Here is a 13670-nt window from a genome sequence, read left to right on the forward strand (position 1 = left end):
TTTTTTTGGTTAATCCTCACGTACTAAATTTTACCACCCGGGATTTTGCACTAAATTATTATTCACATCTATAGAACCTGATTGGATCGGCCATAAATAATCTTTCGGTTCAAAACTTCTGAACTCCAAGGTAACTCTTCTGAAATATCCACCAACAGTTTCATCATAAATGTTCCATCCAAACAATGGTTTGTTCATTTCATCACTCAACTTTTTCCATCTGCGCAAATCCCAATAACGTTGTCCCTCTAGCGCTAATTCGATCAAACGTTCTTGATGAATTATTTCTCTTCTTCCTTGTTGTGAAGTATATTTAGCTGGGTTAACTGAATAATTAGTCCATGAACTCACTACTCCGCCTAAACCATACTTAGTTCTTACCAAATCTATATATTCAAATATTTCATTTTCAGATTTGTCTCCAACTTCATTTATCACTTCAGCGTATAAGAGATATAAATCAGATAGCCTAATGCGTGGAAATGAATAGCTCTCGGTTATAATTCCATATGGAGCTTCAGGTTTAGTTTCTATACTTACTAATTTCTTTGAATAGTACCCCGTTGCCGAAAAGTCCTCGTTTTGATAAGGACCAGCATTTCCACTTACCAATCCATTAAGAATGTAAGGCTCTTCTTCTGACCTATACCACGTTCCATTGTGAAAACCTAAAGTACCATAAAATCTCGGCTCCCGGTTAAAGTGAAGTACAGCAGAATAGTCCCCTTCTTTAAGATAATACTGATGATTGTCTTCAGGGGTTGATAACTTACTATTAAAACGATCCGAGTACCATCCATTTTCTACCCAGTCTTTATCTTCACTGATTGGTACTCCATTACTGGAATAAAACTGTTCTGCAATACGCATTGTAGGACTATGAAACTGAGCAAAGCTACCGTTCCTTCTCTCTTGAGTTGTGAGTTTTGCCGCGCAATTTATTTGAATTTGCCTTGTTGGCTCAGTACTGCCCCAAATAAGTTCAGAGTTCCATTTTTCACAAACAGATTGTCTTATGTTTAAACTAAGGAGTAGGGGTTCTGGTAAATTTTTATCATCCATAAGCTTATTTTCTCTGTAGTCAAACAACTTTGCACCTGATTGATGTGCAGCATCAATTGCTTCCTTTAATGCTTTTTCAGCAATAACCCATTTGTTTGGATCCTCATTTGGGAAAAGCTGTTTGCCTCGATTATCTATTAAATGAACCAAATCACTGTTCCCGTTAAAGAGCGGACTCGCCGCCAATGTTAGTACTTTGGCTTTTACCGCTAATGCAATTGGCTTTGTAACTCGGCCAAGTTCAGAAATTTCACTTGTTATTTTTTCAGGTAAGTTCTCTAATGATTTATCTATTGTAGTAACGATATAGTCTACCACTTCATCAACCGGTTCCCGATAAACCTTAACTTCATCAACACTAGCATTCAAAGGTAAATTAACATCCATTATTGGAATGGCACCATATAGTTGAAAAAGATAATAGTGAAAATAAGCTTTAAGAAAAATTACTTCTGAAATCCAACGCTTTTTTTCTGCCTCATCCAAATCAATGGGCGTATCAACATTCTCGAGAAAGATATTACATGTGCGGATAGCCTCCCATAAATTGCGTCCACCTGAACCCCCATCCCAATAATTAAGATATGGGAAAGAACTATTTTGTAAACCTCTGGCAATTCTTGATGCATTAACATTTCCCGGATACTTAACTCTTACAGATTCATCATCATAGTAAACCTCATCTCCTGCAACCATAGCAGGATTCTGATCAGGCATTGCAGCACTGGGTATATAACTATAGCATGTGTATAGAAAATTTTTAGTGTAATTTCTATTTTGAAATGCATCTGCAACTGTAGTAACATTATCAGGTACTACATCCAGATATCCTTCTTCACAAGAAAACAAAATGCAAAAAGCGAGTAATATAATTATTTTTTTCATTATGCTAAGTTTTGATTAAAAGTTTATATTAAGACCAAAGTTGAAAACTTTTTGAATCGGATAATTCAGTGCATTTCCACCCATCTCCACATCCCACAGTTTAAAATTAGAGAACGTTAGCAGGTTAATACCACTAAAATAAATACGAGTCTCCCAAGGAATTATCTTTTCAGGTATTGTATAACCTACTTCTATTGATTTTAACCTTAAGAAAGATCCATTTCTTAAAAACCAGGTATTACGCTGTGCATTATTACTGTTGATTAAATCAGTTGATGCCGCTAACCTTGGCCATGTTGCGTATAAATTTCGATTATCTTCAGACCAATGATCATCTGCAATAAACTGAGATAGAACAGTATTACCTTTTGCACTACCTACTGCTTGCTCTTTAAATGGAGACATTGCATTATAATCAATCCAGAAACTTGAACGCCCAGATCCCTGAAAGAAAAAAGAGAAATCAATACCTTTGTATCCCACAGAAGAACCAAATCCGTAAATTATTCCGGGAGTAGTAGGGAATCCGATATATGTTTGGTCGTAAAAATTAATAACCCCGTCATTGTTTATATCAAGATACTTAATATCTCCACCCTGAACTGGAAGACCTGGGAACACTTGTTGAGGAGAATTTTTCACCTCTAAATCATCAATAAAGAGTCGTTGTGCAACATATCCCAATTGCGATCCAATAGGCTGTCCAACATGCGAAAGCCATGGTGCATCAGGATAATAGGGCTCTTCATATTTGAGATACTTACTTTCTGAATAGGTAAAGTTAACTCTTGTTGTTGCCCAAAAGGAATTTCCTAATATTAAATTGTAATCTACAGTAAGATCAAATCCCTTGCTTGCCGCTTCACCAATATTGGATTTAGGACTATAGGATAATCCCATTGTTGAAGGAATATCTGTGCGCGCCATAAGAATATCTGTTCTTTTCTGGTGGTAAAGATCTAACCTGATCTCTATATCATCAATCAAGTCAACTTCAATACCAATATCTGATTTGTAGGCTTTTTCCCAGGTAATATCTTCATTGCCATACCTGTTTATTTTGGTTGTTTGTGTACTTTCGATAAAATTAGTACCAAATCTACCCGCCATTCCAGCGTTCAAATTAACATCCGACAAATAGAAAAAACGTTCTGATTCACTACCGATCCTATCATTACCTACTACACCATAGGAACCTCGAATTCTTAATTTTGTTACAATGTCATTAATATAAGAATCAGCCCAAAAATTTTCATTTGAAACAGTCCAACTTAATCCAGTCGATGGAAAGAAACCAAATCTGTGCTTTTCGCTAAATCGTTCAGATCCATTGTACCCAAAACTAAAATTGACATTGTATTTGTTCGCATATCCATAGGTTAAACGGCCTGCAAAACCAACATTTCGAAAAGGTAATGAAGATTGAAAATCGGTGGCAGAAGCAGATAATAATTCTTTCATCGTATATGCAAAAACCCCACCTAAAGTATGAGTTTCATTAAAAGTCCTATTGTAATTCAGTGCACCTTCAAGGTAAACTGAATTTATAGAATTATTTGAAGTTCCTTCTAAATCTAAAGTTTGTCGACCAGTTGTTGGATTAATTTCTCTTAGTGAATATTCATCTGTTTGTTTATTGTACAAATTCATTTCGTAATACAACGGATTGTATGAACGTATAATACTAAAATCTGACTTAGTAGAGGAATTAATTAGCATCCTCAAATCTAAGCCTTCAGTAATAAAATCTAAATCCTGAGTTAACTCAAGTATAGCTAAAACCGTAGAAGAACGTGTGTCTCTGTATCCTCTCAATAAATCAGCATAAGGATTATAATATTGCGGAAAATCAGTGCCAACATTTCCAAATAATATATGATTTGCATTTGAAAAAGCCAAATCCGGCTCATAGGTAGCTGGGAATAACACTGGATTAGCATTTAAACTGCTTTCATACGTCTCATTCCCAGTCGGAATGGGTCCTCGATAGTTATCAAATTGTGCACTAACTTTAATTTTTGCAAGAGTTGAACTCGTAAGGTTTACATTTACATTTGATCGGACACCATATTTTTTCAGACTAATATTGTTATCGAATCCACTAATATCGGGAATATTCAAAATTCCCTGATCGTTTGTTAATCTTCCTGAAATGTAATAACTTGCAACCTTTCCTCCTCCTGATAAGTTTATACTAGCTCTTTCGTTTGCTGCCAAATCTTTAGTCATTAGACCTAACCAATCAACAGCAGGGTAAACATATGAATTAACCCCGGCTCTTGTTTTATCAATCTTTTCACGTGAATATGGCCGGCTTGCCAATGGATCTCTTGTCGCAACCGCTTCGTTATTTAATTCCATAAAAGTTACAGGATCTGCCATGTCGTAGGTTACAGTTGGAGCAGATATAGATTTTTCAAGACGGACATTAACTAATAGTTTACTTTCTCGTCCCTCCTTTGTTGTAATTAGGACAACTCCGTTTGCAGCTTTTGCACCATAGAGGGCAGTTGCAGTTGCATCTTTTAGTATTGAAAAACTTGCAATATCATCTGGATTTAAATTTGCTAAATCCCTCGATGTCAGCTCAACATTATCAATTAAAATTAATGGATCAGGAACTCCTGAACCAAATGTTGTAATTCCACGAATAAAGAATCTGGCATTATCATCACCAGGTGCACCACTTTGCTGGTATGATATTAATCCTGACAATCTGCCTGCCAGGGTTGTTGTCAGATTACTTGATGGGGCTCGTAACTCTTCTGGTTTGACTGTAGATATAGCTGAAACAACACTTTCTCTTTTTTGCTTACCAAATGCCACAATCATTATTTCCTCTAATTCTTCTCTTTTTTCTTCCATCGTAATGTCAATAATAGACTGGTTTAAGACATCAACAATTTGACTTTCCATCCCGATAAACGAAAAAACCAATTTATCTGCCGAATTGGCTTCAATAGAATAGACCCCATCATTGTCAGTGATAACTCCTTTTGTTGTACCAACAATTGTAATGGTTACCCCCGGGAGTGGCAAACCATCCGAGTCTGTCACTTTCCCTTTAATAATATTTGGTTGTTGTTCAGTAATATTTGGATTTTTAATTTTATTCTGAATATTTATTGGAACTTCGGCATTTTTGTTCTCTAGTATAACAATCTGCCGGTCGTAAATTTTGTACACATTCCGGGTTCCTTTAAACGTTTGGTCGAGCACTTTTTCCACCGTTCCGTTTTTTACGTTAATGTCCACCCGGCGGTTTACGTCCACCCATTTTTCGTTATACAACAGAATGAATTCACTGTTGTCTTCAATGTGATCGAATACCTCCCTCACGGTTGCATCTTTCAGTTTTAAACTGAATTTGGCAGCCTGGGAGTAACTGTCGGCTGCCGAAACAGCCAGTACCGCAAACATTAAAAAGGCCAGTAGTTTCATTTTTAAACTAATTTTAAACTTGCTTCCACGTGAGAAGCAAAATAACATACAAAGTTTTTTCATACCTTTACATCGTTTAGATTAAACACTATTTTAATTTATCCGAAAGCCGGTGGGCCTGCACGCCTTCCGGTTTTCTTTTTTTATTGATCCATTATCGTCGTCTCAATTCTTCCATTTTCTTTTCAATAAATACTTTATTTTCGTTTATCCGGAATTCAAACCGCGAAGCATCGGCCAACACCACCATAACGGCATCCAGCGATTCTTTCAAGTCGAGCTTTCCGGTGATTAAATCGTCGCCGGGATAATTAGCCGGCAATTGAATTTCTACATTGTAGTAGCGTTCCACTTTTCGCAGCACCGACAGAAGGCTTTCCTTGTCGTATTTCAGCCAGCCGTAAGTCCAGGCGACGTACAAATCAACATCAACTTCGTCGGTAACCGTAAATTCGCTTTCTTCTTTTTGAAAACTGGCTTTTTGGCTGGGTTTTAAAACAACTTCCGTTTTCCCGAGCCCGAAAGCTTTTGGTTTTTGCACGGCAACGCTTCCTTCAAGCAAAACGGTTTCAATGGTCGCATCTTTGGAGTATGCCGACACATTAAAGTGGGTTCCCAATACTTTCACATCCAATCCTCCGGTTTTTACTATAAAAGGCTGGTTTTCATTTTTTGCTACCAGAAAACAGGCTTCACCCTCAAGGTAAATTTCGCGGGTGTTTTTCGTAAATTTTGATGGAAAAGCCAACCGGCTGCCTGCGTTTAACCACACTTTTGTGCCGTCGGCCAGTAACAGTTCCGTCTTTTTTCCATAAGGAATAATTACCTCATTCATCTGCGCCGTTTGCTGCCCGGTGCCTGTTTGTTCCGATAAATTGACAATACTGTCGTTTACCGTTACCTGACTGGCGGCATCGTTCAGCGCTATGGTAGAGTTGTCTTTTTTCAGTGCAATTTCCTCTCCTGTGGAGAGTACCATCCGGGCTTTGCTGTTTTGTTGTAAATCTGAAGTAACAAACTGATAGCCCTGGTCCTTTTCATTTAAATACAGGTAACCAAACGTACCCAGCGAAACAACAAGCAAAACCGAAGCAGCCCAACTGAGCCTTCTTCTGATCTTCAATCTTCTTATTTTTTGCTTGTATTGTTGTTCATATTTATCGATGTTTTTCCAGATTTCCAGAACGGAGTTTTCATCGAGTACCTCGTAACGGTCCTGCAGCATGTGTATTATCTCGCGGGCTTTTTTGGCTTTGGAACGAAATCCGGGATTGGATTCCACAAAACGCTCCCATTCTGTATTGTTTTCCTGATTTAATACCCACGAAATGAAGGATTTTTCTTCGAGGAGTTGTTCCAGGTTGTATTTAAAAAATTCTGGTTTCATTCAAATTTTTGGTTGTCTATAATAAAAGAAAGGCAGGTTTTGATTTTTTGTGGACAAAAAATCTTAAAAATTTTTTAAAAATGAATTTTGAATTTTATAATCCCCCTGAATCCCCCTTTTGATATTGAGCAATAAATTCCAATAGAAAATCAGCAATCAAAGGGGGATGAAGAGGTTTCAATGAACCGTTGGTAAAAATTGGAAATTTATGCTTCGAAAAAAGAAAAGCGCTCCTATTAAAAAGAGCGCTGTTTCCAACTAACCTAAACTATGATTTCGGGCAGAACACTACCCTTTTTTAGAGAAAGCCGGGAATTGGAGTTTTGTGGACAAAAAAGAAGCGGTAAGTTTGGGATTCCTATTGTTTTTTGTGGTTCCAATCCCCCTGAAATCCCCCTTTGCATATGACAATGTGCTATCTGATTTTATTAACAGGCAAAGGGGGACAAAGCGTTGATGAAACGCAGGTGGTTATTCGGAGCACATCCCCCTTTGGATGCTATTTTGTGGTGGAAAACGATTTATGATTTCCAAAGGGGGATTATAGGGGGATTCAGTACCAGAAATAAAAAAATGAAGATGGATATTCGAAAAAATTTTATGGTTTAAGATTTGATTTTTTATGTATTATTTGCTTTAAATCCCCCTGAAATCCCCCATTGCATATGACAATGTGCTATCTGATTTTATTAACAGGCAAAGGGGGACAAAGCGATGATGAAACGCAGGTGGTTATTCGGAGCCAGTCCCCCTTGGATGCTTATTTTGCCATGAAAAATGATTTATGAATTCCAAAGGGGGAACTAAAGGGGGATTTAGAACTATCCGATTTTTATAAATTCATTTATTAATATTGGTAAACGCAATTAAAAACGAATAAACCATAACAAATTTTTTGTGCTTCCAATCCCCCAAACCCCCTTTGAATAAAGCATTGTGCTTCAAGATTTTAAAAACGTTCAAAGGGGGATGAAGCCTTGATGAAACGCAGGCAATTGCTCGGAGCGAGTCCTTCTTTGAATCCATAAAACATTTGCGTTAATCTGCGGAATCTGCGGGAAAATCATTTCTGTCAGAAAGAATACCCAAAAAGAAGAGAAACAGGTCCGAACCGGAGAGAATTTCTTTCATGGCCTTCAGGGCTCGCGAGACCTGTTTCCGGGCCGAATCGTACTGCAGTTTCATTATTTCACAAATCTGATCGTATTCGAAATTGCAGGTAAACTTATAGTAAAGAATTTCCCGTTGTTTTGGGCTGAGCCCGGCCAGTGCTTTTTTAACTGCCTGTTCGCGTTGTGTAAATTCTTCTTTATCAATAAGGTCATGCTCGGCAGAATAGACAATTTCGGCTGCAAAATCCTCGTCACCGGAATATTCCAGCGGGATTTTTTTATTGCCACTTTTTGCCAGTTTCCGGCGAAATGAGGCCATCAGGTAAAAACAAATGTTATCGGTTTCTCCGAGATTTTTGCGGGTACGGATGAGGTCGAAGAACAAATCCTGAATGGTATCTTTTATTAATTCGTCGTCCTGCGAAAACTTTTTTCCATACCGGTAAAGCATTTGAACATGCTGAAAATAGATATGGGAAAGGGCGTAATTTTCGCCTTTGCGGAAGTCATCCCATATTTTTTTGTTCGGCTTCATTCAGTTAGAAAGTGCCAAATATAGGTTCAATTTATTCGAATTCAAAACGGTTTCACGTGCCGGTGACAAATTTTTATACTTTCCAATGCCGATTGCGGTGTGCACTTTTCAGGCTGTTTATTTTTTGCAATGCATGAAACAAAATAGTCCAGTTCTTCTGAAAATCCATTATTGGCATCGCCGGCAGGGATTAAGGTGGTTTCGGTATCGGTTGTAACGATGATGTTTTCCGGGTCTTTGGGATAATAAAGAACGCTGGCATTTTCGAACCTTGCCGAAAATGAGGCCTGAAACGGATAAGCAGTGTGGAAGGTATTTCCGCCTTCAATTTTTACGTGCAGATTCTTCTTGCTGTAACTCCAAAGTGCCGAAACATAATCGTGATTGCTGAGTTTGCCAGGCAGGCAACTGGCGCTGATTTCGTCGGGAACGCCGCAAACCCACTGGGCAAAATCGATGTCGTGAATCACCAGGTCGAACAGAGCGCCGCCCGATGAACCGAAATCTTTTTGTTTGTCTTTCCACTGACCCCAGGCCGGTACACCCGAAAAACGGGCCAGGGATAAAAATTCCAGCTTACCAAATTCTTCTGTGTCAATCCAGCTTTTTAGCGTTTGGTAGGCCGGCATAAACCTTACCACGTGGCCAATCATTAAAATTCTGTTTTTTGCACGAGCTAAATCAATAAGCTTTTCTCCCTCCTTGATGTCAAGTGTAAACGGTTTTTCCAGAAAAACATGGCATCCGGATTCGAGTGCCAGTTTTGCCATTTCAACATGCAGATTGGTATGCACAGCAATTACACAGGCGTCTGGTTTTTCGGCTTCCAGGCATTCTGCAAAATCGGCATAAATATTCACTTTCAACAGTTCTTCTTCCCCAAAAGAATCAGTTGAAAAATTTCCCGATTCATCTTTTAGATTTTTTTGAATGTTTTCTGTGTTTTTGTCCACGATGGCGACCAATTGCGCATTGGGATTTTTCAGAATATTCCCGGTATGGGTTTTTCCCATAAACCCAAAACCAACCACAACGATTTTAATCATCTAGTCCACTCCTTTCACTTTCATTTTCAATGTGTAAACTGATGTTCGTGCCGTAACAAAAAGTGTTTTTCGCTTTTTGCCTCCAAAACAGATATTCGCCGGACTTTCGGGAAATTCAATTCCCTGAACCAGTTCACCTTTAGGAGAATAAACCCAGACTTTCTTCGATGTGAGATACACATTTCCTTTGTTGTCGAGGGTCATGCCGTCGGACCCATGAGGAGCAAAAAATGTTTTGTTGGCCAGTGTGCCATCAGATTGAATGTCGTACTTCCAGATTTTTTTATCGTTGATATCAGCGGCGTACAAAGTATTCCCGTCAGGAGTTCCAATTAGACCGTTTGGCTGAACAAAATCGTCGATAACCCGTGTAATTTTACCTTCCGGGTTCAGGTAGTAAACTCCCTTTACGTCCTGCTCCTGGGTCCTGCCCTCTTTCCACCATTTCCGGTGGTAATATGGATCGGAAAAATAAATGCCGCCATTGGGTGCAATCCACAAATCGTTGGGTGCGTTGAGCAGCTTTCCGTTGTATCCTTCGTGAATGAGGTGAAACTCCTTGTTTTCATCGAAATAACCGAGCTGGTTGTACAAATCGGCACAGGTAACCAATTGACCTTTGGAATTGAAATACATGCCGTTGGAGCGGCGTGTACCTTCCAGCCACAATGAAACACCGTCTTTTTCGTCCCACACATAGATGCGGTCGTTGGGCTGATCGGTAAAATAGACTTTCCCGTCAGGCGCAACCGCAGGGCCTTCGGTAAATGCAAAACCTGTTCCGGCTTTTTCTATCTCAGCATTCTTTGCTATGATGTTGCCTTTTTGTGAAAAAGCTGTAAAAGAAATCAATAAGAAAAAAGCAATACTTAATATTTTCATTTTAAATAATTTATAGTACAATTCCAATTTTTTATCCATCTTATAAGTATTAAATCTGATGTCACACTGAGCGTAGTTGAAGTGTGTTTCATGACGTCTTCGACTACGCTCATACTGACACTAAAGAATATTAATTCTTTAAGATGGTCTTTGATATCCGTTTCTGTAATTTCGGGCCAGCAATTTTGCTGCCGCCGGATTGTTTGTGACCGTTTTGGAAACAGCATCCCATTTTATTTCGCTGCCGATATAATAAGCGGCTGTAGCCAGTTGAACCGTTGTGGTCGATTTCCAGGCGTCTTCGGTGGTGCAGCTCAGTAACCGCTTATCTTTTGCCTTTACTGCGTTAATAAAATCGGCCACATGTTTTTCCTGCATATCGGTTGTTGGAACATCCATTTCCTGCGGACTCTGGTTTCTTCCGGCAGGCATCAAAACCAGCTTGTTGTCGGATGCAAACAGGGTGGCTTTTTCGCCGTAAAAGAAAACCCCGTTGTTAAACTGCGGATTCAAGTCGCCGCTTCCCCACAACCTGTGCTGCCAGATTACCGGACATTCTTCAAAAAGCATCGTAGCATTCAGCGTGTCGGGTGTGGTAATTTTGTCTTTCAAAATTTCCATCTCCCCGTATGTTTGAAACGACTTCGGAATTTCCATTCCCATAATCGTGCGGATGATGTCGATGTGATGAATGCCCCAGTCAACCAGATGGCCGTTACCGTATTCTTTTTCCAGGCGCCAGGCTTTATGTCCGATGCTTGGCCGGTAAGGAAGTTTGGGTGCCGGTCCGCACCAGGTATCCCAGTCGAGCGAAGCCGGCGGGTCCTGAATGGTGGTGTCTTCATGTACCGGATTGTAATGAATCTGTGCGCCAATCTGATGAATTTTTCCCGTGGTTCCATCCTGAATCAGTTCTTTGGCTTTTTGAAATGCCGCACTTTGTCGCCGTTGAAAACCAATTTGCACAATGTTTCCGGCTTTTTCCACGGCCATAATCATGGCTTTCCCTTCTTCCACATCGTAGGCCAGCGGTTTTTCACAGAAAATATCGAGTCCTTTTTCGCAGGCCGCCACAAACTGCATTGCATGCCATTGTGGCGGGGTTCCAATTATCACTGCTTCCAGGCCTTTCATATCGAGCAATTCACGGTAGTCTTTAAATTCTTTGGGACGGTTTCCCTGAAGCGACACGAGTTCGGCAGCGCTGCTTTTCAGGTGTTCGGAATCAACGTCGCAAACGGCAACAAGTTCAACTCCACCTACTTTCAGGGCAGCCTTGGCTACCACCATACCATACCAGCCTGCACCAATTAACCCGATTTTAATCTTCCGGTTTTGGGCAAAAGCAGGAATGTGAAAAGCCGTTACCATTCCGGCGGTACTGACTGACGCTTTTTGAATAAATGATCTTCTGTCCATATATTACGGTTTTAAATTCGCTTAAAATAATAAAATTTTGCGTGAAGTGCATTGAAAAGGATGCGGAGGGATCAAAAAAAAAATCTTTCGATGTAATAAATTTTACCCCCCTGCGTCTTAACTTTGAAAACCTGCTAAAAAAGCAGCGAGAAACAGCAAAACAAATGGTTGACAGTGATTTCAAAACGAGGGTTCTGCCAGTGAGCAAAAAGTTGCTCCGGTTTGCGGTCCACTTTCTGAAAGACGAGGACGAAGCCAAAGATGTGGTACAGGATGTATTTCTGAAACTTTGGCAAAAAAAGGAAGAACTGGACGAGATTGAAAATATGGAAGCTTTTGCCATGCGGATGACCCGGAACCGATGCCTCGATATTTTAAGGGCAAACAAAGTGGTGCCCATTGATGCAGAAACCGACCGCAAAATGAAACAGGAAACCATTGATGTTCATTCACAAATTGAATTAAGCGAAGCTGCCGGACAGGTAAAAACATTGATTGAACAATTGCCTGAAATTCAGCAAAAAGTAATGCACTTACGCGATATAGAACAACTGGAGTACGAAGAAATTGCAGAACAAACAGGATTACAGGTAAATGCCATCAGGGTAAACCTGTCGAGGGCAAGAAAAAAAGTACGCGATGAATTTTTAAAATTGAATTCAAATGGAAACGAAAGAAATAAAACAATTGCTGCAACGCTATTTTAACGGCGAAAGCACACTGGCCGAAGAACGGCTACTGGAAAAATATTTTCAGTCTGAAAACGTAGCAGATGAATTGAAGGAATATGAAGGGTTTTTCAGTGGGATTTCAGCGCTTTCTGAAACCGGAAGAGATGAAGAACTTGAAGTGGAAATCATGGATTTCATTCTGAAAAATGAACCGGATAAAACTACGAATAAACGCTGGCTGTGGCAAATGGTTACCGGAATTGCAGCCTCCATAATTATTGTGATTGGCGGAGTGCTTTTCTACCAGCATGAAAAAGAACCGTTTAAAGATACGTTCGACAATCCGGAATTAGCTTATGCCTACGCCGAACAAACGCTCGGATATGTTTCGGAAAAATACAACAAAGGACTGGCTGGCCTGGCAAATTTCGACAAGCTGGAAACAGCTAAGGAACCCATGCAAAAAGGAGTGAAACCGGTAAATGAATATTTGGAAAAGATCGAAAATATGAGAGGAGGACAGTGAACAGTCACAGTCACAGTCGCAGTGGACAGTCGCAATGGACAGTTGAAATGGACAGTTGCAGTTTGATTAGAGAAAATAAAAATGAAAAAAGAAGGAGTGAAAAAATTGAAACTTAAAAATTTAAAATGGAATGCCATGAAACGATTAATCTTAATTCTTGCAGTTGTATTGCCGATGGCAGTACTTGCACAAAAATCGCCCGTTGAAAGGTTGTTTGAAAAATATGCCAACAAAGAGGGCTTTACCACAGTAAATATTTCGGGAAAATTACTGGGATTTGCCAGTCAAATGGAAACCGGAGATAAAGCAGCCGACGATGTGTTATCAAAACTAACCGGCATACGAATTCTTTCGGTTGACAATGAAGAAATTACCGGGAAGCTGGACTTTTACAAAGAGCTGGAAACAGACGGTTTTTTCAAAAACAACGAATACGAAGTGCTGATGGAGGTTACCGAAGCCAGCGAAGTAGTGCGTTTTCTGGCGAAAGACGGCGGCAACGGAAAATTTTCTGATCTGATTCTGGTAGTTGGCGGCGACGATAATGCGCTTATCAGCATCAGTGGAGTCATCGACCCTGAAAACATTGGAAAAATAACCAAATCACTGGACATTAATGTAGGGGGAAAGAAGGTTGAATAAGCGGAATCAACATTCCTGAAAAGTGAAGAGACCGGTGGAAAAACCCCACCGGTCTCTTTTTT

The 13670-nt window shown here is 39.7% G+C and carries 10 protein-coding genes; 3 read left to right on the forward strand and 7 right to left on the reverse strand.

Annotation, left to right across the window (positions count from 1 at the left end):
* Nucleotides 1-30: 30 nt before the first annotated feature.
* The 7 genes from ACESMA_RS09045 to ACESMA_RS09075 all read right to left on the reverse strand — a co-directional run bounded on the left by ACESMA_RS09045 (nucleotide 31) and on the right by ACESMA_RS09075 (nucleotide 11769).
* Complete coding sequence (locus ACESMA_RS09045; protein WP_372948474.1) at nucleotides 31-1947, reverse strand: RagB/SusD family nutrient uptake outer membrane protein; 1917 nt, start codon at nucleotides 1945-1947, stop codon at nucleotides 31-33.
* 15 nt (nucleotides 1948-1962) lie between these two features.
* Entirely contained in the window at nucleotides 1963-5388 is a 3426-nt protein-coding gene (locus ACESMA_RS09050) for a TonB-dependent receptor (RefSeq protein ID WP_372948475.1), read from the reverse strand.
* A gap of 154 nt (nucleotides 5389-5542) precedes the next feature.
* The gene (locus ACESMA_RS09055) at nucleotides 5543-6775 is read right to left on the reverse strand and encodes a FecR family protein (protein WP_372948476.1); all 1233 of its coding nucleotides are present in this window, start codon (nucleotides 6773-6775) and stop codon (nucleotides 5543-5545) included.
* A 1038-nt stretch (nucleotides 6776-7813) separates the two neighbouring features.
* Nucleotides 7814-8422 carry an RNA polymerase sigma factor gene (locus tag ACESMA_RS09060; RefSeq protein ID WP_372948477.1) on the reverse strand — a complete coding sequence of 203 codons (609 nt, stop codon included), beginning with the start codon at nucleotides 8420-8422 and terminating at the stop codon, nucleotides 7814-7816.
* A gap of 41 nt (nucleotides 8423-8463) precedes the next feature.
* Nucleotides 8464-9468 carry a Gfo/Idh/MocA family protein gene (locus ACESMA_RS09065; RefSeq protein ID WP_372948478.1) on the reverse strand — a complete coding sequence of 335 codons (1005 nt, stop codon included), beginning with the start codon at nucleotides 9466-9468 and terminating at the stop codon, nucleotides 8464-8466.
* The gene (locus ACESMA_RS09070) at nucleotides 9469-10350 is read right to left on the reverse strand and encodes an SMP-30/gluconolactonase/LRE family protein (protein ID WP_372948479.1); all 882 of its coding nucleotides are present in this window, start codon (nucleotides 10348-10350) and stop codon (nucleotides 9469-9471) included.
* A 138-nt stretch (nucleotides 10351-10488) separates the two neighbouring features.
* Entirely contained in the window at nucleotides 10489-11769 is a 1281-nt protein-coding gene (locus ACESMA_RS09075; protein WP_372948480.1) for a Gfo/Idh/MocA family protein, read from the reverse strand.
* Nucleotides 11770-11933: 164 nt separating this feature from the next.
* Here ACESMA_RS09075 and ACESMA_RS09080 point away from each other — a divergent pair, with 164 nt between their 5' ends.
* The 3 genes from ACESMA_RS09080 (at nucleotide 11934) to ACESMA_RS09090 (ending at nucleotide 13608) form a co-directional block, all read left to right on the forward strand.
* Nucleotides 11934-12476, forward strand: a complete 543-nt coding sequence (locus tag ACESMA_RS09080) for an RNA polymerase sigma factor (protein ID WP_372948481.1) — start codon at nucleotides 11934-11936, stop codon at nucleotides 12474-12476.
* Complete coding sequence (locus ACESMA_RS09085; RefSeq protein ID WP_372948482.1) at nucleotides 12433-12966, forward strand: hypothetical protein; 534 nt, start codon at nucleotides 12433-12435, stop codon at nucleotides 12964-12966. Before ACESMA_RS09080 ends, ACESMA_RS09085 begins: the two co-directional genes overlap by 44 nt.
* 135 nt (nucleotides 12967-13101) lie before the next feature.
* Nucleotides 13102-13608: a DUF4252 domain-containing protein gene (locus tag ACESMA_RS09090; protein ID WP_372948483.1), complete on the forward strand. Its 507-nt coding sequence runs from the start codon at nucleotides 13102-13104 to the stop codon at nucleotides 13606-13608.
* Nucleotides 13609-13670: the final 62 nt, after the last annotated feature.

Source organism: Mariniphaga sp. (genome assembly GCF_041687215.1).
Taxonomy (GTDB): Bacteria; Bacteroidota; Bacteroidia; order Bacteroidales; family Prolixibacteraceae; genus Mariniphaga.